This window comes from Brevibacillus schisleri, from assembly GCF_055685845.1.
Genome location: NZ_JBVNDM010000001.1, coordinates 2755858 through 2779148 on the forward strand (window position 1 = coordinate 2755858; position 23291 = coordinate 2779148).

The 23291-nt window shown below is 47.4% G+C and carries 18 protein-coding genes; all 18 read left to right on the forward strand.

Annotation, left to right across the window (positions count from 1 at the left end; all coding sequences use genetic code 11):
* Window positions 1–106 precede the first annotated feature (106 nt).
* Window positions 107–3004: a WIAG-tail domain gene (locus ACUUHJ_RS13760; protein WP_472299097.1), complete on the forward strand. Its 2898-nt coding sequence runs from the start codon at window positions 107–109 to the stop codon at window positions 3002–3004.
* A gap of 217 nt (window positions 3005–3221) precedes the next feature.
* Entirely contained in the window at window positions 3222–4511 is a 1290-nt protein-coding gene (gene asnS / locus ACUUHJ_RS13765) for an asparagine--tRNA ligase (protein ID WP_472299098.1), read from the forward strand.
* Between the two features lie 121 nt (window positions 4512–4632).
* The gene (locus ACUUHJ_RS13770; protein ID WP_472299099.1) at window positions 4633–5316 is read left to right on the forward strand and encodes a DnaD domain-containing protein; all 684 of its coding nucleotides are present in this window, start codon (window positions 4633–4635) and stop codon (window positions 5314–5316) included.
* 105 nt (window positions 5317–5421) lie between these two features.
* Complete coding sequence (locus ACUUHJ_RS13775) at window positions 5422–5844, forward strand: hypothetical protein (protein WP_087350223.1); 423 nt, start codon at window positions 5422–5424, stop codon at window positions 5842–5844.
* A complete protein-coding gene (locus ACUUHJ_RS13780) occupies window positions 5825–6997 on the forward strand; it encodes a glycosyltransferase family 4 protein (protein ID WP_472299100.1) in 1173 nt (390 codons plus the stop codon). Before ACUUHJ_RS13775 ends, ACUUHJ_RS13780 begins: the two co-directional genes overlap by 20 nt.
* A 122-nt stretch (window positions 6998–7119) precedes the next feature.
* On the forward strand, window positions 7120–8166 hold the full coding sequence (locus ACUUHJ_RS13785) for a glucose-1-phosphate thymidylyltransferase (protein ID WP_289677721.1): 1047 nt from the start codon (window positions 7120–7122) through the stop codon (window positions 8164–8166).
* Complete coding sequence (locus ACUUHJ_RS13790; protein WP_087350231.1) at window positions 8163–8966, forward strand: glycosyltransferase family 2 protein; 804 nt, start codon at window positions 8163–8165, stop codon at window positions 8964–8966. The genes ACUUHJ_RS13785 and ACUUHJ_RS13790 overlap by 4 nt, the downstream gene beginning before the upstream one ends.
* Window positions 8963–9913 carry an NAD-dependent epimerase/dehydratase family protein gene (locus tag ACUUHJ_RS13795; protein ID WP_289677723.1) on the forward strand — a complete coding sequence of 317 codons (951 nt, stop codon included), beginning with the start codon at window positions 8963–8965 and terminating at the stop codon, window positions 9911–9913. Before ACUUHJ_RS13790 ends, ACUUHJ_RS13795 begins: the two co-directional genes overlap by 4 nt.
* Window positions 9914–9939: 26 nt before the next feature.
* Window positions 9940–11013, forward strand: coding sequence for a glycosyltransferase (locus ACUUHJ_RS13800; RefSeq protein WP_172138061.1), 1074 nt, complete (start codon window positions 9940–9942; stop codon window positions 11011–11013).
* A gap of 12 nt (window positions 11014–11025) precedes the next feature.
* The gene (locus tag ACUUHJ_RS13805) at window positions 11026–12312 is read left to right on the forward strand and encodes a UDP-glucose dehydrogenase family protein (protein ID WP_472299101.1); all 1287 of its coding nucleotides are present in this window, start codon (window positions 11026–11028) and stop codon (window positions 12310–12312) included.
* 96 nt (window positions 12313–12408) lie between these two features.
* On the forward strand, window positions 12409–14268 hold the full coding sequence (pepF, locus tag ACUUHJ_RS13810) for an oligoendopeptidase F (RefSeq protein WP_199927037.1): 1860 nt from the start codon (window positions 12409–12411) through the stop codon (window positions 14266–14268).
* 247 nt (window positions 14269–14515) lie between these two features.
* Entirely contained in the window at window positions 14516–15739 is a 1224-nt protein-coding gene (locus ACUUHJ_RS13815; protein ID WP_289677726.1) for an efflux RND transporter periplasmic adaptor subunit, read from the forward strand.
* A gap of 4 nt (window positions 15740–15743) precedes the next feature.
* Window positions 15744–18839 (forward strand): efflux RND transporter permease subunit, encoded by a 3096-nt coding sequence (locus ACUUHJ_RS13820; RefSeq protein ID WP_472299102.1) that lies wholly within the window; start codon window positions 15744–15746, stop codon window positions 18837–18839.
* 124 nt (window positions 18840–18963) lie between these two features.
* The gene (locus ACUUHJ_RS13825) at window positions 18964–19752 is read left to right on the forward strand and encodes an SDR family oxidoreductase (protein WP_289677728.1); all 789 of its coding nucleotides are present in this window, start codon (window positions 18964–18966) and stop codon (window positions 19750–19752) included.
* Between the two features lie 20 nt (window positions 19753–19772).
* Complete coding sequence (locus tag ACUUHJ_RS13830) at window positions 19773–20264, forward strand: YajQ family cyclic di-GMP-binding protein (protein WP_472299103.1); 492 nt, start codon at window positions 19773–19775, stop codon at window positions 20262–20264.
* 92 nt (window positions 20265–20356) lie between these two features.
* A complete protein-coding gene (locus tag ACUUHJ_RS13835; RefSeq protein ID WP_012686211.1) occupies window positions 20357–20833 on the forward strand; it encodes a hypothetical protein in 477 nt (158 codons plus the stop codon).
* A 135-nt stretch (window positions 20834–20968) separates the two neighbouring features.
* A complete protein-coding gene (locus ACUUHJ_RS13840; protein WP_289677730.1) occupies window positions 20969–22627 on the forward strand; it encodes an AMP-binding protein in 1659 nt (552 codons plus the stop codon).
* Between the two features lie 117 nt (window positions 22628–22744).
* Complete coding sequence (locus ACUUHJ_RS13845) at window positions 22745–23260, forward strand: GNAT family N-acetyltransferase (protein ID WP_289677731.1); 516 nt, start codon at window positions 22745–22747, stop codon at window positions 23258–23260.
* The last annotated feature ends 31 nt before the right edge of the window (window positions 23261–23291 follow it).

The window sequence follows — 23291 nt, forward strand, 5'->3', positions numbered from 1 at the left end:
GGCAAATCAGGATGAAACAATTTTGTAGACACGGTGCCAAATAAGTAAATGGATGAATATCCTACAAAGGTGATACGGGAATGAAATCAGGAGGCAAGGAGACCCTATGGCCAATGTGAACCGGCGAAAAGCAAACAAAAGTCTGAGCAAAACCTTTAGGCAGACCATGCACGAGTTACCGCTCTCATATACATCATCACCCGATCGGGAGTGGATGGAAGACCTCGAATTAAATCTGCTTGAAAGTCATTTGGAGAGCAGTCACAGAATACCTCCCATCTCTGCTGCCACACCGAAAGAGCAACAAAACCCGATTCCCAAAGTACCCAAGCAGGACCTATCCTCCAAACAGGACTCGCTTTCCAGACAGGATTCAACTTCCAGACAGGATTCAACTTCCAGACAGGATTCAACTTCCAGACAGGATTCCACTTCCAGACGGGATTCAGCTTCCAGACAGGATTCAACTCTCAGACGGGATTCAGCTTCCAGACAGGATTTACCTTCCAAACCGGATACGTCTTCCAAACCGGATACGTCTTCCAAACAGAACGTATCTTCCAAACAAAACGCATCCTCCAAACAAAGCTCAACTACCAATCCGAACTTTTATTCGAAGGTCATCAAAGACCGAAATGATGATCGTGTCCAATCATTTGTCTATACAGACGACTTGACAGATCAATCCGTGACAACAGAAAAAATTGCGAACCGGGCCATCGACGCGTCAAAAATTAAGCAAGGCGCCGTGGATAATTCGATTTTGAAGGATTATGCCGTGGACAGCAGTAAACTCGCGGACAAGAGCGTAACTTCCACCAAACTCGCCCCGCATGCGGTACAGAGGGATCATCTGGGGCAGGGAATCGTAAGCGGCGAGCATTTGTTGGATTATTCGATTTCCGCGCAAAAATTGATCAACCATAGTATTACTTCCGAGAAGTTAGCCGATAAAACCATCGACTCGATGAAATTTGCCGATCACTCGATCCAAAGCAAGCATATTCAAGAGCAAGCGATCACGAATGAGTTGATCCAGGATCAATCGATTACCTCGGAAAAAATAAAGATGGGGACCATTCAAACAAGTAACCTCGCCAATTATGTGATCAACACAGTGAAGATTGAGGATGGAGCTGTCACAGGCGATAAATTACGCGATGGAGCTGTAACTTCGACGAAGATAGACGAAGATACAATTGAGTCTCAACATATTCGTGAAGGCTCCATTTACCATCATCATCTCACGGAAGAGCTAATCGATGGCAGCAACATTAGCGCTGGCAGCATCACAGATCATCACATTGCATTTCAGGCCATTTATAGCCAGCATTTACATCCAGAAGCGGTGACCAGCGATAAAGTGGGGCCGTATGCGATATTGACTGAGCATTTGGACAACAACAGTGTCACGGCAGAAAAGCTCGCCAAAGAATCAATTGGCAGCACACATTTACAAGTTGGCAGTGTCCTATCGAGTCACTTGCAAGACGGGATGCTGACGGCTAAAAAAATTGGGGATCAACAAATTACCTCAGCCAAGATAGCTGATAAGGCGATCACTGCCGACAAATTGGCGAACAGGTGTGTAGGAGAGCAACACTTGCTCGATGAGAGCGTGAGTTCACGGCATCTGATTGACGGAACCATTCGCTCAGAAAAGCTGGCAAGAAGATCTGTGGAAGAACAGCATTTGACTGACAGAATTATTGGCGGCAATCATTTACGCGAGTACATCATCCAGACCCAGCATCTGCATGACCACTTGGTGACCACCTCAAAATTGGCGCCGGAATCTGTTTCTACAGACAAAATTTCAGATCTAAGCATTACGACAAGCAAACTTGGTGATGCTGTCATCACAGCGCCCAAAATAGCCAAAGATGCGATCAAGACCCGACATTTGGGCAGATCAGCCGTGACGGCGGAAAAGATTGCGGAAAAAGCAATTTCATCTACACATCTCAACAGTCACATCATTCAAGCGGACCATCTCCAGGGTAACTCCATTTCCAAGGAAAAATTACAGGACGGCAGTGTTACCCGAGAGAAAATAGCCGATCAGAGCATTGATGCGAGCAAGCTAGATAGCCATTCCGTTCATGGTGCTCATGTCATAAAAGGCAGCCTGGATGGAACACATATTAAGGAAGGAACGCTCAAAGGAAGTCATCTGATTAGCAAGAGCATAACAGAACAGCATCTGCAAAACCGGATCATTACGCAGGAAAAACTGGCAGAGGACTCCGTGACCGGTTCTAAAATTGCGTCCAAAGCTATCACTACGCATCACATTGCAAATCAGTCCATTGATGCGGAGAAATTATCCTTTCCGGTAATTGAGACCCATAATCATATTGGAGTAACCTTGCAACAATACGGTTTCGTCCCCTTCAGGCTTTCTGCCACAAGCAAGTCTACAGATGTGATTGTTCGATTGCCGCAGCCTTTTGCGGATACACATTATTGTATGGTGGCGATGACAAATCAACCGGGCATCTATACATCGCTCAAATATACGAAAAGGACTTCGGCACTCATTACCGTATTTCGCAATCAGGAGGGGCAGGAAGCGACTGGTGTGATTCACTGGATTGGGATTGGAGTAAAAGGAGTAGATGTCCCACACGAAATGTTGGACTGGTCAACAGAGAGGGAACAACTGGAGGCAGAAGAAGTCGAGGAAGATCACGACTTTGATGAGGAAGACATGGATGACGAAGATACGAATGATGAAGATGTGGAAGATGAGGAAGATGAGGACATGGTCGACGAAGATACGGATGAGGAAGACGTGGAAGACGAAGATACGGATGAGGAAGACATGGAAGATGAGGACATGGTCGACGAAGATACGGATGAGGAAGACAGGGATGATGCGTACATGGACGAGGATGACATGGACGATCACGACACGGATGAAGATGAAGAAGACACGGATGATAGTGACCTCGAGCAAGATTATGAAAGTAGTGAAGAATACGATAGCGAGGACGATAAATAATTCGGTAGGAAACAACAATGGGGCGAGTGGATGATTCAGAAGCAGGGAGGCCGATGTTGAGATCAGGTCTCCCAAATGTATATTGAGTTTACATAATTATTTTATCGTTAACATTATACAGGGAGACTTTCATTGAATTTGCAGGCCCCCAATAGTATAATTGTTTGGTATACTTAGTCTGTATTTGCTTGGCATGGTAAATGGAGGGAATTATTCAATGTTGACGACGATTGCCCGAATCGGGCAGCATGTTGGACAAGAAGTACGCCTGGGATGCTGGTTATACAACAAGCGCAGCAGCGGCAAGATTCAATTTTTGCAGCTCCGCGACGGATCCGGCTTCATTCAAGGTGTAGTAGTAAAAGCGGAAGTAGCTGAAGAGGTGTGGGAGAATGCATCGCAGCTCACACAAGAAAGCTCACTTTACATAACTGGTTCAGTTCGTGCGGATGACCGTGCACCAAGCGGTTACGAACTGACAGTAACAGGTGTGGAAATTATTCAGATCGCCCAGGAATATCCGATTTCCTTGAAGGAACACGGTGTTGACTTCCTGATGGACCATCGCCACCTGTGGCTGCGTTCTCCACGTCAGCGTGCAGTCATGGCTGTGCGTTCCGAGGTGATTCGCGCCATGTATGAGTTCTTCCACGAGAACGGTTTCGTAAAAGTAGACCCGCCAATTTTGACACCGACCTCTGCGGAAGGTACCACCAACCTGTTCCATACCAAATATTTTGATGAAGATGCGTATCTCTCGCAGTCCGGCCAGCTTTATATGGAAGCAGCCGCTATGGCGTTAGGTCGCGTTTACTCTTTCGGACCAACTTTCCGTGCCGAGAAATCCAAGACACGTCGTCACTTGATCGAGTTCTGGATGATCGAGCCGGAGATGACTTTCGTAGATCATGAAGAAAATCTGCGTATTCAGGAAGCGTTTGTTTCTCATGTGGTACAATCCGTATTGAAAAACTGTGAGCGCGAACTGAAAACGTTGGAGCGCGATACAACAAAACTGCAAAATGTAACGGGATCGTTCCCACGCATCTCTTATGATGATGCGATTAAACTCTTGCAGGAAAAAGGTAGCGAGATTAAATGGGGAGACGACTTCGGTGCACCGGATGAGACGATGATTGCGGACCATTTCGACAAGCCTGTTTTCATCACCCATTATCCTACCGAAATCAAGGCTTTCTACATGAAGCCACACCCTGAACGTCCAGAAGTGGTTCTGTGCGCGGATATGATCGCACCAGAAGGCTATGGTGAAATCATCGGGGGTAGCCAGCGGATTGATGATCCAGAACTGTTGGAGAAACGTTTTGCTGAGCATGAGCTTTCGGAAGAGGCTTATCGCTGGTATATGGACCTGCGCAAATACGGTACAGTTCCTCACTCCGGCTTCGGTTTGGGTCTGGAGCGTACCATTGCATGGATTTGCGGGCTGGATCATGTGCGTGAAACCATTCCATTCCCACGCATGCTGAATCGTCTCTACCCATAGAGTTCCTTTTATCGATGAACGATCTACACCCTGTTGCGCGAGGGCAGCAGGGTGTTCCTATTGTTTGACAGCGCGTTTTACGCACTCCCTTGTTATCCCAACCCAGAGGTGAATATGCGTTATGGACTCCCATATATTGCAATTGTTGCAAGAAGGAGCAACATCCGTCTCCAATCTTCTTTTGAAAATGTATAAGCGTATGTCATTGACTGATGACGAGATGATGCTACTGATTCATCTGCTGTCCTTTCAGCAGGAAGGGAATCGATTCCCGACCTTAACAGAGCTGGAGGAACGCATGTCCATGACTAGCATGAGATTGATTCAATCTCTGCAAAAGCTATTAAAAGAAGATTGGATTACGATAGATGAGTTTATCGATCCACAAACTGGTATGCGTCATGAGCAATACAATTTGACTCCGTTGTACAAAAAGCTGTATCAGACCTGGCGGGAGCAGCAAGCAGACCCGAGAAGTATGGACCCTTTTATGGAAGTGGCCGTTTCTCTGGATGCCGAACCTGTTGCCATTTACGCTCGTTTTGAGCAGGCATTTGGCCGCCCGCTAGCGCCGTTTGAATTGGAGAACATCCATATGTGGACCGAACAGGACGGCTATCAGGAAGAATTGATTTTGACCGCTTTGCGTGAGGCTGCAACTGTCGGCAAGCTCCACATCCGCTATATTGACCGGATCCTGCTCGAATGGCAAAAGCAACAGATAACAACTGTAGAACAAGCGCGCCTTTACAGCTTGAACTTCCGCAGACAAGCAAATATGAGAGACCACGGGCAACCGCTTTGATTTCATCCAAATCAAGCGGTTTTTTCTATGTCACCGTACACGTACCCATTTTCCTTGTCTGTCATAACATATTACGTAGATGCAAGCTTCAGGAGGCGATAACTTGTGGAAAAACGAAAAAAATGGGATCTGTCTCATTGGGTAACACCAGGTGTGTTTTCAGGAAGCTATGTCGTAGATGAGGCAGTTCAACGTATTTCAATCGTAAAAGCCAATGAAAAACAAGATGAGGTAGTAACGGAAAACGTCCAGGAGCTGGTCGTAAATACAACAGCAGAGCAGCCGAAGGAACTGCTCTTGGAGCCTACTTTCGAAATTATTATGAGAGAGACCGACGAGGCCGTCGTGGAACAGGTTCACCAGCTTGAGCAAGAAGTGATGGAATTGAAAGAGGCGCTTGCTTCATGGGAAGAAAGATGGGAGAAGCTTGAAGAAAACCATGCCAAACAATTGCAGTACTTGTATCAAGTGGTTCTTTCACTGAAAAAGGAGTGGGAGATCGAGCGAAATGAACATCGCGATTATTAGTCCGGGTCCCTTTTCTGTACCACCGGTCAAAGGAAGCTCGGTCGAACACGATATTGACGAGGTCACAAAGATGATCGAGCCCATGCACAACGTGACGATCTACACTCGTCAATGTGCGACCTACCCTACCTCATCCGTGGAAGAAAATCGGCGGTTCATTCGTGTCCCGTATCAAGGGCCAAAGCCATATTTGCGCCGGATTATTCATCATATCAAGAAAAACAAGCCAGATGTCATTCTTGTGGAAAACAGACCGATCTATGTTCTCACATTAAAACGCCATTTTCCCAAGATCCCAGTCTTTGTGAATATGCATTCTCATGTATACGGGTCACAGCCGATCATCAGCAAGGAAAATATGAGGCGTGCCGTTCGACTGGCAACGGGTTTTATTACGAACAGTGAATTTTTACGTCAACATTTTATTCGGACGTGCAAGATTCCTGCCAATAAAATCCATGCGGTTCACCTCGGAGTCGATGTCACACCTTATCAGGTTGCAAAGATAGCGGTCAAAAAAATGCGTCAAGATCTCGGATTAAAGCCAGATGATCGCATCTTGTTTTATGCCGGACGACTTATGCGCGGCAAAGGGGTACATGTGCTGATCAAAGCTTTTCGCCAGGTGAGCAAACAAGACCCGAAAGCCAAACTCGTGATTGTGGGGGGGACGGGATACGGCAGCAATCGCCTAAATCCGTATGTTCGAGAGCTCAAACGACTTGCGAAGCCCTTGGGGGAAAAGGTGCGTTTCGTCAATTTCGTCCCATCCGCAAAAATGCCGCTGTACTACCAAATTGGGGATGTCGTGGCGACACCGTCTGTTTGGAAAGAAGCGTTTTGCCGTGTCAATTTAGAAGCAATGGCTTCCGGAAAGCCCGTCATTTCCACTCCACGCGGCGGCATTCGTGAAGTCGTTGCCCACGAGAAAAGTGGCTTTATCATCCCGCCAAAAGATTGGGAAAAAGGATTGCCTGCTGTCTGGGAACTGTTGTGGAGTTCACCAGCCGTCCGGAATGAAATGGGCAAACAGGCCCTGCAGCGAGCCAAGTTTTTCTCTTGGTATGCAACTGCGCAAGGTTATCTGAACATATTTGAATCAGTCGTTCCAACACGAAGTGAAGAGAAACAACAGCTTTTAAAAACAGGATAGTTCGAGTGGAAATGATATAGGTGGTTGCCTTTTCTTGTGTCATTGTGGACGTCTGCCCTGTCCAGCAATCCAGATACGCATACCTTATAAGTATCGCAGAGCACAACTGGGGAGTGATACTTGTGAAAGGGTTAATCTTGTGTGCTGGACGTGGGTCGCGACTGCACCCCTTTTCCTATTCGCAACCGAAAACCCTCCTCCCTGTGGCCAATCACCCGGTCTTACACTATTGCATTCGCAAACTGCGTGAAGTGGGCATTCAGGACATTGGCATCGTGATACATCCTTCTCAATCACAGATTCCTCCCATGGTGGGTGATGGTAGTCAATTCGGGGCTACCATTACGTTTATCAGGCAGGAGGTACGACTGGGAATTGCCCATGCAGTCCAGCTAGCGCAACCGTTTTTGCAAGACGAACCGTTTATCTTGCTACTAGGTGATAATTTATTGATGGATTCGCTTCACGGGCTTACCAAAGCGTTTGCGAAGGGGAAATCTGACGGTGTCGTGATGCTAAGTCAAGTGGAGAGACCACAGGATTATGGGATCGCAGAAGTACAAAAAGGACGACTAATCTCTGTAGAGGAGAAGCCACGTCAGCCAAAGAGCAACCTCGCTGTGATTGGCGCATACCTGTTTACGCCACCTATTTTTGAGTCAATTGCTACCCTGCAGCCATCTCCCCGAGGCGAACTAGAAATAACGGATGCGATTCAATCGATGATTAAACGCGGATTCAAATTGGCTCACTCCGTCACCAACGGGAAATATTCGGATGTGGGAACTATTGATCGCTGGCTAGAGGCCAACCAGTGGATGCTTACGAGGGAGCTAGGCAATCAACATCAAATTGGCAAAGGAACGATTGTAAAAAATTCGAAGATTACGGGTCCCGTACTAATCGGTGAAGATTGTGTGATCGAAAATTGTCAAATCGGACCCTACGTCTCGATCCAAAATGGCGTAAGCTTGAAAAATTGCTCGTATCTCGAAAATAGTATCTTGCTGGAAAATTGCTCGTTGCATGACATTGCCTGGAAAATAACTAACAGCGTTTTCGGCCGCTCATCGATGATGACGGGTCAATCTTCTAACAGTACGGGAGTCTTCATTGTAAGCGACAAATCGTCCATTTGCATTCCGGCAGTCAAGAGGGAGGACGTATGAATCCGACCTTTACTGTAGTCATTCCGACATACAATCGCGCCAAGTTTATTCGTAAAGCCATCAAAAGCGTCTTGAATCAAACCTCAAAGGATTGGAAGCTGTTGATCATTGACGATGCGTCCACCGATCGCACCAGAAGTAAAATTGAAAAATATATGTACCACCCAAACATTATGTATCATCGAATGGAACAAAATTCTGGGATCGGCAAAGTCATGAATCAGGCATTGTCAATGGTGGATACTCCTTATCTCGTACAACTCGATTCCGATGACTGGTTACCGAAACGAACGCTGGCTGTACTTAAAAAATACATCCACAAAAGCAGGAAAAGCACAGCTCTCTTCTATGGGAACATGAACATCTGGAAAGTTCGGCATGGAAAATATACCAAGTCGATTAAGGTGAAGCACAAGACATTTCATAATAAATACCAGTTTCTGAAGTACAATCGCTGGATGGTTTCTCCACGTTGCTATCGCGTAGAAGCCCTACATCAAGTGGGTGGTTGGGATACCTCGGATCGATACGAGGGAAGGATTATGGAGGATCGGCGAATCATTTTGCGATTAATTGAAAAGTATCGGGTGAGGTACATCAACCAAATCCTTTACAACCGGACGAAGCATAAAGGTCAGCTCACGGATAGCAAGATGAAGTTCCGCCGAAATTATTTAAGAAAAAAAACATTCAAATATTATCTGAATAGGTGGGGCAAAAAGTACAAGGCCATCTATGGTTACAAGGACGGTTATTTAGTTATTAGAAGGCTCAAGAAAGTGAGGCGTCGGAGGCGATGAAGAAAGCTCTTGTCACCGGCTGTGCAGGTTTTATTGGGTCTCATTTGACGCAGCGATTGTTGAACGATGGCGTAACAGTCATCGGGATAGACGGGTTCATCGATAACTACGATGTAGCTGCGAAATTACGTAATCTGGCCGAAATAGGAAAACACCCTGCCTTCACCTTCCACTCGACAACGCTTCAGACGGGGCGTTGGGACATTTGGCTCGAGAACGTCGATGTTGTTTTTCACCTCGCTGCCTTGCCGGGCGTGAGAAACAGCTGGGGAAAGTCCTTTGCTGATTATGTTAGCCATAATATTTTGGCCACACAAGAATTGTTGGAGGCTTGTTTGCAAAGACCGAAGCCACCTGTCATCGTGGTCTCGTCCTCCTCTTCGGTTTACGGGACGATGCAAGGGATCGTAACGAATGAAAATGCGCCGCTTCGCCCAGTTTCCCCCTATGGAGTGACCAAGGAAGCGATGGAGCAAATCTGCTCGGTTTATGTGAAAGCTTATGGACTTCCGGTTACCATGCTTCGCTACTTTACGGTATATGGTCCCAGACAGCGTCCGGATATGGCTTTCCATCGTTTCTTTCGCCAAATGATGAAAGGCGAGCAGGTCATCGTCTATGGTGATGGTCAGCAATCACGAGACTTTACGTATGTGACAGACGCGGTAGAGGCGAATTTGCTCGCTGCACAGCATGCTGTTCCTGGTGACATTTTTAATGTGGGGGGAGATCGGGAAATCAAGCTCATTGATGTGCTATCCATCATGGGCACGTTAATGAATCTGACCCCTCGTATCACGTATCAAAATGGGCCCGCAGGTGACTCTCTACGAACCTGTGCGGACATCCAATTTGCCCAACAACGCTTGGGATACAAACCAAAAGTGACGCTAGAAGAGGGCCTTCGCCATCAATTAGCAGAGATTCGTTCGCAATCGAAGGGGTAACACCCGTCATAAAGGAGGCCAGTTGCATGCATCGGGTCCTCGTTTATCGCAGAAAGTTTCTTCCCAAGAGTGAAACATTCATTTACGAGCAATTGCTTGGACATCAAGTGGTCAAACCCGTCGTGTTGACCCGACAGCGAGCCTTTAATCGAAAACAATTTCCTTATTCGCCGGTCTATGTGCGCAAGCATATGGCCGGCCTCTCCACTTGGCTGCGGCGAAAAAATTTTAAATGCCTGCATGCCCGTTTTGGCCCTGCCGGGTTAGAATTGCTTCCTTATGCACAAAAAAGCAAGCTCCCCCTGATCACTTCCTTTCACGGCTTTGATGCGACTAAGCGTGTAAAAGAAAATCCAGTGTACAGACGGTCCCTTATGCGTCTCTTTCGGAAGGGCCAGGCGTTTACAGTCGTCAGCAATCACATGAGAAAGCGACTGATTCGTCTCGGCTGTCCTCCGTCCAAAATTACCCTTATCCGCTCGGGAATTGATTTGCGCAAATTTCCCATGCTGCCGCCACAGCCCGTGGATAATGGGGAGTACCGATTGTTAAGCGTAGGGAGACTGACTGAAAAAAAGGGGATGGATACGCTAATTAAGGCGTTTACGCATGTGCATAAAAAATATCCCAAGGCGAAGCTAATCATCGTCGGTGATGGAGAAGAAAAAAAGAAGCTCAAACGACTGATTAAGAAAAACAGGCTAGGCACACAAGTCGTGCTCAAAGGAGCTCTGCCACATCGTGAAGTCCAGCGCGAACTGGCCAAGTGCCATTTATTCATCATCGCTTGCAAGACAGCGCGAAATGGCAACCAAGAGGGAATTCCTAATGTCATCATGGAAGCGATGGCGAGCGGACGCCCTGTCATTTCCACCTATCACGCGGGGATTCCGGAGCTGGTTGAAAACAAAGTGACGGGGTATCTGGTTCCGGAGAAATCACCGACTGCGCTCGGGAAAATGATAAACCGTGTACTAACAGAAAGTCACGAGTGGACACAGATCACGACGGAGGCTCGACTGAAAGTAGAAAAAAACCATGACATCCATAAGCAACGGATGAAGCTAGAAGAGCTCTATTTGCGTGTGTCGAAAAAATGATGAGGTGAAGGAATGAAAGTTGCCGTTATTGGGACCGGTTATGTAGGTTTGACAACTGCTGTTTCCCTTGCCATGAACGGTCATCAGGTGACGGGTATTGACCTCGTTGCATCTAAAGTAGAAAAATTGCGCCAAGGGATCTCGCCGATTTACGAGCCGGGCTTGGATGAGGCATTGAAAAAAGTATTGGATGATGGCGCGCTTACTTTTTATACGGATCTGACGGAAGCGAAGGATGCAGAGATTTTTTTCATTTGTGTAGGGACACCTGAAGCAGTAGACGGCACAGCCGATTTAACGTATTTACTCGGGGCTGTTTCTGACGTGGAAAAGGTCCATTCGCTCGAACCGCAAGAACGCATCGTGGTAATCAAGAGTACCGTACCAGTCGGAACTGGCGAAAAAGTAGCGGGGATGCTGGCTGGCTGTCAAGGGGTATCTGTTGCATCCAACCCGGAGTTTTTACGGGAAGGGAGCGCATTAATAGACGCACTGGAGCCTTCGCGAATCGTCATTGGTGTAGATAATCCTCAGGCAGCGGCCCGCATGGAGGAGCTGTACAGCGGTGTGAAGGCACCGCGAGTAATCACCAGCAGAGCAAACGCGGAGCTGATCAAATACGCTTCCAATGCATTTTTGGCCACGCGAATCTCCTTCATGAATGAGCTAGCACGGTTAAGTACTGCGCTCGGGACGGATATCGTGACGATCGCGCGAGGAATGGGACTGGACAGCCGAATCGGTCCGCAATTTTTACGGGCAGGAGTAGGCTATGGCGGCTCCTGTTTTCCGAAGGATACGATTGCACTATTGCAGCTCGCAGCTGAGCACAATATTCACTTAAGCATTTTGGATAAAGTGCGAGAAGTGAATGCGACGCAGCCGGCCTGGTTTTTGGAGCAGCTGTGCTTGCAACTCCCTGATCTGAAAGGCAAACAAATTGCCGTTCTGGGGTTGACGTTTAAACCAGATACGGATGACATCCGCGAAGCGCCATCGCTCAAATTGATAGAAGCACTCCTACAAAAAGGTGCTTCCGTGAAGGCGTTCGATCCGATTGGGGTATCTGGTGTCAGTAAGCAGTTTCCACAGATCACGTATACGCAATCCGCAGCAGAAGCATGCGAGGGAGCACACGCCGCCTTATTGGTCACAGAATGGGAACAGTGTGTGCAACTGGATTGGAAACAGGTTTATCAAAGCATGGCGCAGCCGCTCTTGGTAGACGGACGAAATGCCTGGCCGAACCAGGAGGTAAAGGAAGCGGGCTTTCACTATATCGGTGTAGGGAGAAGCTGACTTTTCCATTTCGGGAAAGCTCGGCTTTTTTCTATGGAAAACGTGAAAGCGTCTGATTGATTTGAACCTGTAGGCATAATACGATAGGATACACATATGGATGATTTGACCATTTCATCTTACATGAATAACGAGGGAGTGATCACGGTGAATAAAAGCAAAACACTGCCGAAACGCAGTGACGTCCCCGCTGAATACAAATGGCGTCTTGAGGACATGTATCCCACGGATAATGATTGGGAAGCGGACGTTCAAAAAGTAAAACAGCTCACAGAAAAAATCGCAGCAATGAAAGGCTCTCTGGCTACTTCCGGTAAACAGCTGCTGGCCGTGTTGACTCTGCAAGATGAATTGTTGAAGACGCTTGACCAAGTGTACGTCTATGCACGTATGCGTCGAGACGAAGACAATGCGAATAGTAAGTATCAAGGGTTGACTGACAGAGCGACTAGCCTGAGCACGCAAGTATACGGCTCCATTTCGTACATACAGCCGGAGATTTTGGCGATTCCGACGGAAGACTTGCAGACGTGGATCAAAGAAGTAGAGGGTCTTGAGCACTATCGTATTTTGTTGGATGAGATTACTCGCTTTAAGCCACATACGCTATCCGCCGAGGAAGAAGCATTACTGGCAAACATGAGCGAGCTTGCGTCCTCTCCTTCCAAAATTTTTGGGATGCTCAACAACGCTGACATGAAATTTCCGATGATCACGGATGAAAACGGCGAGGAAGTCGAGCTGACCAAGGGACGCTATACGCAGTTCATGGAAAGCAAGGACCGACGCGTGCGCAAAGAAGCATTCGAGGCATTGTACAGTACGTATGGTAAGTTCCGCAATACGATCGCAGCCTCGCTGACATCTGCCATCAAAGGGGATGTTTTCTACGCACGTACGAGAAAATATCCGTCTGCCCTGTACGCAGCCTTGTTTGCCGATAATGTGGAGCTCCCTGTGTACGATAACCTGATTGCAACGATCCACGAGCATCTTCCGCTCATGCACCGCTACATTGCTTTGCGCAAAAAATTATTGGGCGTAGATGAATTGCACATGTACGATTTGTATGTGCCGATTGTACCTGAGACGGACATGAAAATTCCGTATGATCAGGCTGTCTCAACGATTAAAGAAGCGCTTCATCCACTAGGTGAGGAGTACGGTCGCATTTTGGATGAGGGCTTTTCCAACGGTTGGATCGATGTGCATGAAAATGAAGGAAAGACAAGCGGAGCCTACTCATGGGGCGCCTACACATCACATCCGTTTGTCCTCATGAACTATCAGGACAACGTCAACAACATGTTTACGCTGGCGCATGAGATGGGGCATGCTTTGCATAGCTACTATTCCAATCACGCACAGCCTTACACGTATGCCGATTACAAGATATTCGTAGCAGAAGTAGCTTCTACATTGAACGAAGCACTTCTGATGAATCATTTGCTCGAGACGACGACAGACAAGAAACAGCGCATGTACTTGATTAATCATTATCTGGAGCAGTTCCGTGGAACGGTATTCCGTCAAACTATGTTTGCCGAGTTTGAGAAAATTGTGCATGCAAAAGAAGAGCAGGGAGAGCCGCTGACAGCCGAATCTCTCAGTACGATTTACCGTGAGCTCAATGTTGCCTATCATGGTCCAGATATGGTCGTAGACAGCGAAGTTGATCTGGAATGGGCGCGGATCCCTCATTTCTATCGCGGATTCTATGTATATAAGTACGCGACTGGCTTCTCGGCCGCGACGTCTCTTTCCAAGCAGATTTTGGAGGAAGGTCAGCCAGCCGTGGATCGTTACTTGCAGTTCCTCAAGGGCGGCAGTTCAGATTATCCACTCAATCTGCTCAAAGGCGCAGGCGTAGACATGACGTCGCCAACGCCGATTGCGGAAGCATTGAGTGTCTTCAAGGAATTGCTCGAAGAACTGGAACAGCTGGTCGAGCAATAACATGGATCAAATCCAAAAGGCAGTTCAAGTCTATGACTTGGCTGCTTTTTTTGTAAATTTTCCCTCAGGATCGTCCAATAAAAGGTAACTTTCCCAGTTTTGTTGCGTATCTATTTATGCGCTGTTCGATATTGTTATCCGTCTTGGGACGGAGATAAATTTCCACCCGCTGACTGTTTTGCAGCAGAGGTAAAAACTGGCACAATTACGCCATGAGGAATGATTGTGAAAATTTGGAGGAATTCTAGTGAAAAAACGGGCATCCATTATTCTGGCTTCGGTCATGTTGGTCGCTGCTGGTTGTTCAGCACCAGCACCAGAGGCATCACAGCAGACAGAGGCAAAGGCGAAGGTAGTAGAGGTTGTAAAGGTCCAAAAGGCAACAAAGCCAGTGATGCTTGCAGTCACAGGGATGGTGGAAGCCAAGCGGGATGCGGTACTGTCATTTGGTACAGGCGGAACGATCTCAGCGATCTCCGCGACCAAAGGAGCAAAAATCGCCCAAGGACAGCTACTGGCCACATTGGATACGCGTTACACCCAAAAAGAAATTGCAGCAGCACAGGGGCAGGTAGAGGAAGCAGCAGCGCGGAAAATCAAGACGCTAAAAGGCGCGACAGCAGAAGCACTTGAGCAGAAACGCTTGCAGGTAAAAAGTGCGCAAGACAGTCTGGATAAAGCAAAGCAGGACCTCGCAACAAGTGAGAAGCTGTTTGCTGGCGGAGCCATTTCGCAAAACGAAATAAATGCGAGTAAACGGGCCGTTACGCAAGCAGAGATTACACTGCGTGACGCTCAGCTGTCTCTGAATGAGCTGCAAAAAGGAGCGGAGCCAGAAGATGTCATGGTCGCCAATGCATCGATTAAAGCTGCTGCTGGTGGTGTAGACCGCGCGAAGAAGAGCTTGGATGATGCGAAAATTCAGGCGCCATTTGCAGGAACAGTCGTGGATGTAAGGCTGCAAATCGGAGAACAGGCTTCTCCAGGTGAAGAAATTATTCGTATTGTTGACCTGTCCGACGTAAAGGTAACCTTGGATGTCTCCAATGAATTGATCGGCCAATTCCGTGAGAAAACGAAGGTGCAGGCTTTGGCAGACGATGGTAAGAAAAGTGAAGGGACCATTGCATTTATCTCTCCAGTTGTGAACAAGGATACAGGGAAGTACCGCGTCGAGATCACGATTCCGAATACAGATGGGTACTGGCGTGGAGGAATGGCCGCAACAATTGAGGTGCCGCGCCAAGTGAATGGCTTCCTCGTGCCGCTAGAAAGTGTCGGCGTGAGTCAAACCGACCATTACGTAATGGCAGTAGAGAATGGACTGACAGTAAAAAAACCAGTGAAGACCGGTCAATTGGTCGGAGACTCCATCGAAGTCGTATCTGGAGTGAAAGAAGGCGACCAACTCCTGCGCAGTGGAATTACATTCTACGTCGAAGGGCAAAAAGTAGAGGCGAAGGGAGAATAGTTGCATGAACAAAGTGATTCTCTTTTTGCTGAAAAGACAGCTAATCGTCTACTTGTTTACATTTTTGCTCGTCATTGCAGGTTTGGGTTCCTTATTCAGTTTTAATGTCGAATTGGTTCCAAAGACGAATTTCCCAGATATTAACGTAAGAATTTCCGGTGGTGCACTTCCACCAGAAGAGATGGAAGAAAAAGTAACGAAGAAAGTAGAGCAAGAACTAAAGTCGATTAATGATATTAAAAAATACTCTTCTTCAACAAGTGCAGGTCACGTTAGAATCAATATTTCTGCAAATGAAGGAAAAGGCGAGGAGGTTAAGCAAGATGTACAAAATGCCGTTAACCGTCTCCGAAATGGTTTTCCGAAAGCCGTTAACACTGTAGATATCTTTCAGAGCAATATGGGTAGCGATCAAATGATTGATTTTGCCGTCGTCGGAGCAGAGCCGAAGACCATGTTGAGCTTGGCAAAAACGTCGATCAAGGACCGTATTGAAGAAGTTGAGGGCGTCAAGGAAGTAATCGTAGAAGAGAAAAGCTTCGAGAATAAAATTACCATATCCTTTTTGCCACAGCGATTGAATGCCTATCAAACAACGCCAGCGGCTATCATTTCACAGCTTCAGGATACAAACTGGAAGCAAGGGATTGGTACACTGGAGAACACGGGATTTGATACGGTTGTCATGATTGACAATACTTATCAGACCCCGCAGGAGATAGAGGCACTGCCAATTGATACACCGAAAGGAACCGTTTCTCTGAACCAATTGGCACAAATTGAAGATTTGCGTGGAAAAGTGAAAGACTACGTCGCCCTGACAAACGGTTCCGTGTTTATTCAACTCAGCGTGACGCGGGCAGATGGCTATGACTTGATCACGACACAAAAGAGTGTAGAAGAAGTCGTTCGCAAAATAAACACAGAAGCAAACGGCAAATACAACATCAAAGTTATGTTCGAAGGAGCTTCCTTTGTCGAGCATGCGGTGAGCAACCTCAGCCGGGATGTCATGATTGGTGGGGCGCTTGCGATCATCATCTTGTTCGTTTTCCTTCGCAACTGGAGGGTCACACTCGTCATCGCTACGACGCTGCCGCTCTCTGCGTTCATGACGTTCATCGCGATGAAACTCGCAGGCTACAACATTGATATGATCAGCTTGCTGTCGCTGAGCTTGTCAGTTGGCTTGATCGTCGATGCCGCCATCGTTGTATTGGAAAGTATTTATCACTACCGGGAAAAGGGCGAAGAGCTGAAGCAGGCTATTATTAAAGGTACAAGAGAAGTTTTGACACCTGTGTTCACCTCGCAGCTCACGATCATCATCGTCTTTTTGCCACTTGTCTTTGCGGATTTTGAAGATTGGCTGAAACCGGTTTTGGCCACAATTGCCTTTACGGTTTCCGCTGCCATTATTTCATCGACGATCGCTGCTTACTTCTTCGTTCCCGTGTTTTCCAATCGCTTCTTGCAGAAGGATAAGCATGTTTCGTTAGAAGGAGAAGGCAAGGAACACCTTATCATTCGCGTATTCAGTGGTATTTTACAAGTAGCGATTAGACATCGGGTAAAAACGGTTTTACTTGCGATTGCATTGCTGGTTGGTTCCGCTTTCCTCACACCTTTTATGAAAATGGGTCAAGGAATTAACGCCAACGAAAATATTGTTTTTGTCAATATGAAGATGCCAATCGGTTCTAAGTTGGAAACAGCCCAAAAAGCAGCCGTCACCGCGGAAACATCGCTGCGGGAGATCCCGGAGATAAAGGATGTATTCTTCTTTACTTCCAAGGAAGAAGCAACCTTGTTCATTTCCTTAATTCCGAAGACGGACAGAACACGTGATAAGGACGCTTTGAACGAGGATATTAATAAGCGCCTGAATGAGACCCCAGGAATCGAATCCGTCTCTATGTCTTTCGGACAACAAGGCGGAAGCGGCCCGATCCAACTGGATGTTTACGGGGATGACATGGAGGTCATGCGGAAGGTCGCAACCGATTTGGAAGCGATGCTTGGCACGATCAACGGGCTCACCAACATTCGCAACGATTTTAAAGAAGGAAAAGAAAAGGTCACGTTGCTGCCAAAACAAGATGCACTTACTAGACTGAATGTAGATCACCGTTCACTTTTGCAACAAATGAGCGTGTTAATCGGCAGCCAACACATTACGTCGATCACACAAGATGGAATTGAAGTAGACGTCGTTGCCAAGATGCCGGACAACTGGCTGAAGCACCCAGATCAGCTCAAAACGATTACGGTGACATCGAAAGACGGGGCAGCAGTGCCTTTGGCAGATCTGGTGGTTATGGAGTACAGTAAGTCTCCGATTACGATTGAGCGTAAAGAAGGCGAACGCATCGTAACGGTGTCTGCCGAGATGCTGGGAAGTGAATTAGGGGCAGTAGGCCGTGAGATTGATGAGAAATTGCCAAACGTGCCTGTTCCAGCGGGTTATAAAGTGGAAATCGCCGGTAAGTTGAAAGAGCAAAGCACGAACATGAGCCAAGGGATATTCGTATTCTTAGGTGTTCTGGCTCTGATTTACGTCATCATGGTTGCCCAGTTCGGGCGGATGTCTCAGCCGTTTATCATCATGCTGACCATTCCAATGGCCTTGGTCGGTGTTGTGCTTGGCTTCGTCCTTACACAACGGACATTCGGTGAAATGGCGATGATCGGGATTATCATGCTTGTCGGTATCGTCGTATCCAACGCGATCCTCTTGATCGATAGGATCAACCTGCTGCGCAAACGTGGAATGGAAACTGCAGAGGCGATTATCCAAGGAACGAAGGAACGTATTCGTCCCGTTATTATGACGAAGCTGACGGCGATCCTCGGGATGCTGCCGATGGGTCTTGCCATGGCGGAAGGCTCAGATTTGGAAGCGCCACTTGCAACAGCCGTTATCTCCGGTTTGATTTTTCACACGGTCGTAACACTGGTGCTCGTTCCTGTCTTGTACTCCCTGTTTGAGGGGGCGAAGGCAAAAAGACTGGCAAGAAAAGCGGCTCGTCAAGCGAAGCGCGAAGCAAAACGAGAGGCAAAGCAAAACAAAGACAAGAACGTACCTCCGACAGAGGTATAGCGATTCGCAAGAGAAGGGGAGCATATGCTGTACCCCTTCTCTTTTGCTTTTCCTTCATCTGAAAGTTCTGTAGAATAAAGAGATCAAGATACATACATGAGTGAACCATGAAAGGAGCATGCATATGGATCTATTTTTGCAAGGAAAAACGGCTCTGATACTCGCCTCGTCAAAAGGATTGGGAAAGGCAACAGCGCAGTGCCTCGCCCAAGAAGGAGCGAATGTCACGATATGCGGTAGAGATGAAGCTGCTCTCGAAATCGTTCGTGCAGAGATCGAACAGGCTACTGGAAAATCACCTCTTGCCGCAACAATGGATGTGACGAAGGAAGAAGATATCAAGCGAGTTGTCGAAGAAACGGTCAAGCATTTTGGCAGCGTCGATATATTAATTAACAATTCAGGTGGGCCTGCAACAGGCAGATTCGATCAGCTCACCGACGAGCAGTGGATGCAAGCCTTCCAGCTAAATTTGCTCAGCTATGTACGTGCCATTCGTGCTGTTTTGCCGCATATGCGAGCGAATCAGTTTGGCAGAATCATCAACTTCGCTTCCTCGTCCTTTAAACAGCCGATTGAGAATTTGATTCTGTCCAATACGTTTCGTACTGGGGTATTGGGCCTTTCCAAGACGCTTTCGTCAGAACTCGGACCAGATGGGATTCTGATTAACACCATTGGGCCGGGCAGAATTGCGACGGATCGGGTGGCACAATTGGATGGGCTTACCGCAGAGGCGAAGAGCATCAGTGCTGATGAAGTTAGGGAAAATTGGGAGAAGCAAATCCCATTGGGCAGATACGGTCAGCCTGACGAGTTTGCTCGCATGGTGACGTTCTTGGCTTCGCCAGCGAACAGCTACGTGACAGGTCAATCCTTCCTCGTCGACGGTGGCTTGATCCGCGCGATTTAATAAAAGAGAGGGGAATTCCTTTGAGTAAAGAGAGCTCATTTGATATCGTGTCCAAGGTAGAGTTGGCCGAAGTGAACAATGCGATTCAGACCGCATTAAAAGAAATAGAAAATCGCTTTGACTTCAAAGGGAGCAAGAGCAGTATCTCCTTGGAAAAGGAAGAGCTCGTCCTCGTCTCCGATGACGAATTCAAGCTCAGTCAGGTAAAGGACATTTTGCTTGGCAAGCTCGTTAAACGGGATGTCCCGATCAAAAACCTCGACTACGGCAAAACGGAACCGGCAGCGGGTGGTACTGTCCGTCAGCGTGTCAAGCTGGTGCAGGGGATCGACAAAGACAATGCGAAAAAGATCAACAGCATCATCAAAGATACAGGACTCAAAGTGAAAACACAGATTCAAGACGATCAAATACGCGTGACGGGAAAAAGCAAAGATGAATTACAGCAAATTATCAATGCAATCCGCAAGGCTGATCTGCCTTTGGAAGTACAATTTATTAACTACCGATAACTACTAGAAAAGTTTTTGCTTCTAACTCTCTTCATTCTCGCATATGCATGTACAAATAAGTGACAAGCACTTGCGAAAGGGAGAGTAGAGACATGAAGGTCTTTATTATCAGTATGCGCAATCTCATTTTGGGCGGAATTGTTTTCCTTGTAGTACTGGTGGCAGGCATCGTACTTCTGGTCAAAGACCCTCTGAGCGTCTCGGACTCTTATCGACCATCGGATCCAGCTGCCGCTGTTACAGCGAGCGCTCCCATGAACCAGCCAGCAGGGGCAGAAAAGCCGGCGGTGAATATGGAGGTCAAGGTGGATGGGACAACGGCAGAGGTATCCTTGCTAACACAGAACTTCACGTTCGTCCAGGATAATGGCGAATTGGCCGAGGCCCCAGTCTTTGGAGAGGGACACGCACATCTATACCTGAATGGCGAACCAAAAGGGATGATTTATCAACCAGAGTTTTTGCTGAAAAAGTTGCCCAAGGGAGAGCATGAAATTCGCGTAGAGCTCAACTACAGCAACCATCTGCCATACAAGATAGAGACTACGAAAAAAATCGTTGTGAAGTAAAACAGATCGCGTTCCAGAAAAGGGACGCTTTTCTTTTTGAGAGGAAGGAAAAGAAGGACGATAATGGAAAAAGAAGGGATTGTGGCGAAAAAGAAGAATCCTACAGAATAGTCTGAATGTTTTGGGGGTGCTTGTATGATTCATATGACCACAATCGGCAACATGTTAGACGACACAGCCAGTAAGTATCAGGAAAAGGAAGCGCTGGTTTATCACGAACGAGGGCTTCGCTATACGTTTGGAGAATTTCAAGCGATATGCAATCAAGCAGCGCGAGGATTTATGTCTCTTGGCATTCAAAAAGGGGAAAATATCGCAATTTGGGCAACCAATGTGCCTGAATGGGTGATATCACAATTTGCCACAGCGAAAATGGGCGGTGTACTGGTAACCGTCAATACGAGCTACCGGGTACATGAACTGGAATATTTGCTACGTCAATCAGAGGCGACGACGCTTCTCTTAATGGATTCCTATCGCGATGCGAATTATCTCGCCATGATTCAAGAGATTTGCCCAGAATTGCAAACCTGTGAACCTGGAGCGCTTCAATCCAAAAGGCTTCCGCATTTAAAAAATGTGATCTATCTAGGGAATGAGCAACAACCCGGAATGTTTTTGTGGAGTGATTTGCTCGAACGTGCTGCATGGGTCACGGAAGAAGAGCGGAACGCGCGCCAGGCGACGCTCTCACCTGATGATGTCATCAATATGCAGTACACATCCGGGACGACTGGCTTTCCAAAGGGAGTCATGCTGTCGCATGTCAATATCGTCAACAATGCCATCAAGGTAGCGGAATGTCAGCGGCTCGGGTTAGCGGATAAGGTGTGCATTCCGGTTCCGTTTTTCCACTGCTTTGGCTGTGTGATGGGGACTTTGGCATGTGTGGCGACAGGTGCGACGATGGTTCCTGTCATCGCCTTTGATCCTGGTGTGGTCCTTGCGGTTGTGGAAGCCGAACGCTGCACAGCATTGTACGGTGTACCCACGATGTTTATTTCGGAATTGAACCACCCGTCGTTTGCCGAGCGTGACCTGAGTTCCCTGCGAACAGGCATCATGGCTGGTTCTTTATGTCCGATTGAGGTCATGAAGAAGGTCGTCGATCAAATGGGAATCCGTGACATTACGATAGCGTACGGACAAACCGAAGCTTCTCCCGTCATCACACAAACCGTCCCAGAGGACTCTCTCGAGCGAAAAGTATCGACTGTCGGTCGTCTGCACGCAGAGGTGGAAGCAAAAATCATCGATCCCGCGACAGGTGACATTTTGCCGCCAGGTGTACAAGGTGAGCTGTGCACGCGAGGATACTTGGTCATGAAGGGCTATTACAATATGCCAGAGGAGACAGTCAAGGCAATCGATCACGAAGGCTGGCTACATACCGGAGACTTGGCAACCGTAGATGAGGAAGGCTACTATCGGATTACCGGCAGGCTCAAAGACATGATCATTCGCGGAGGGGAAAATATTTATCCCCGTGAAGTGGAAGAATTCCTCTATACGCATCCAAAAGTGTTGGACGTCCAGATCGTAGGGGTACCTGATGCCAAATATGGAGAGCAGATGCTGGCGTGCATTCGGGTAAAGCCTCATGAAACGTTGTCGGAGGATGAGGTACGGGACTATTGCGAAGGGAAGATCGCTCATTACAAAATCCCTCGCTACATACAGTTTGTAGACGAATACCCGATGACCGCTTCCGGTAAAATACAAAAGTTCAAGCTGCGGGAGCAAGCACTAGAGCTGTTTGGGCAAAGCAATCCAAACCAGACGGGAACTGCATAGGATGAGGTTCAAGCGCTAGGGAGATGCTCCTGGCGCTTTTTTTAGATAGTTCTTTACTTTCGAGCAACTCTTGACTAAGATAAGTGGAAATCAAAAATAGGAGAGGTGCAGCCTAGCATGGAAGTTAGATTTTTGGGACCAGACGATGCAGATGAGTTGGTAAAGATTAGACTGGAAGGGCTGCAAACAGACCCAGACGCATTCGGCTCTACCTATGAAGAAGCAATGCAGGTAACGATGGAAGAGTGGCGGCAAAGACTTTCTCAAGGGGAGTCAGGTGATAGCGGCTATTTTGGTGCATTTGTGGGGGGAGAGCTGGCTGGTATCATCGGTTTTTTCCGCCACAGAGGGCTGAAAGCGAGACACAAAGCTTCAATCGTCTCCATGTACGTTCGTGAAGCGTATCGCGGGACTGGTGTCGCACAAGCGCTCATGCAGGCAGAGCTTGCCTACTTAAAGGAGCGGGGAGATATTGATACGGTACAGCTTGCTGTCGTCACGACCAATCCGGCTGCCATTCGTCTCTATGAGAAAATGGGCTTTCTTCCATATGGGTTAGAAAAGCGTGCATTGAAAAATGGCGGTCAATACTTTGATGAAAGCCACATGTATATTCTTCTAGAGAAAATATGATAAAAGCGAAGGCACACATTCGTGGATGCCT

Excerpts from the sequence above, each read along its gene's own strand:
- ACUUHJ_RS13795 (WP_289677723.1), top strand. The coding sequence starts at position 8,963 with ATGAAGAAAGCTCTTGTCACCGGCTGTGCAGGTTTTATTGGGTCTCAT.
- ACUUHJ_RS13780 (WP_472299100.1), top strand. The coding sequence starts at position 5,825 with ATGAACATCGCGATTATTAGTCCGGGTCCCTTTTCTGTACCACCGGTC.
- ACUUHJ_RS13790 (WP_087350231.1), top strand. The coding sequence starts at position 8,163 with ATGAATCCGACCTTTACTGTAGTCATTCCGACATACAATCGCGCCAAG.
- ACUUHJ_RS13845 (WP_289677731.1), top strand. The coding sequence starts at position 22,745 with ATGGAAGTTAGATTTTTGGGACCAGACGATGCAGATGAGTTGGTAAAG.
- ACUUHJ_RS13805 (WP_472299101.1), top strand. The coding sequence starts at position 11,026 with ATGAAAGTTGCCGTTATTGGGACCGGTTATGTAGGTTTGACAACTGCT.
- ACUUHJ_RS13835 (WP_012686211.1), top strand. The coding sequence starts at position 20,357 with ATGAAGGTCTTTATTATCAGTATGCGCAATCTCATTTTGGGCGGAATT.
- ACUUHJ_RS13820 (WP_472299102.1), top strand. The coding sequence starts at position 15,744 with ATGAACAAAGTGATTCTCTTTTTGCTGAAAAGACAGCTAATCGTCTAC.
- asnS (WP_472299098.1), top strand. The coding sequence starts at position 3,222 with ATGTTGACGACGATTGCCCGAATCGGGCAGCATGTTGGACAAGAAGTA.
- ACUUHJ_RS13770 (WP_472299099.1), top strand. The coding sequence starts at position 4,633 with ATGGACTCCCATATATTGCAATTGTTGCAAGAAGGAGCAACATCCGTC.
- pepF (WP_199927037.1), top strand. The coding sequence starts at position 12,409 with ATGGATGATTTGACCATTTCATCTTACATGAATAACGAGGGAGTGATC.
- ACUUHJ_RS13760 (WP_472299097.1), top strand. The coding sequence starts at position 107 with ATGGCCAATGTGAACCGGCGAAAAGCAAACAAAAGTCTGAGCAAAACC.
- ACUUHJ_RS13840 (WP_289677730.1), top strand. The coding sequence starts at position 20,969 with ATGATTCATATGACCACAATCGGCAACATGTTAGACGACACAGCCAGT.
- ACUUHJ_RS13825 (WP_289677728.1), top strand. The coding sequence starts at position 18,964 with ATGGATCTATTTTTGCAAGGAAAAACGGCTCTGATACTCGCCTCGTCA.
- ACUUHJ_RS13800 (WP_172138061.1), top strand. The coding sequence starts at position 9,940 with ATGCATCGGGTCCTCGTTTATCGCAGAAAGTTTCTTCCCAAGAGTGAA.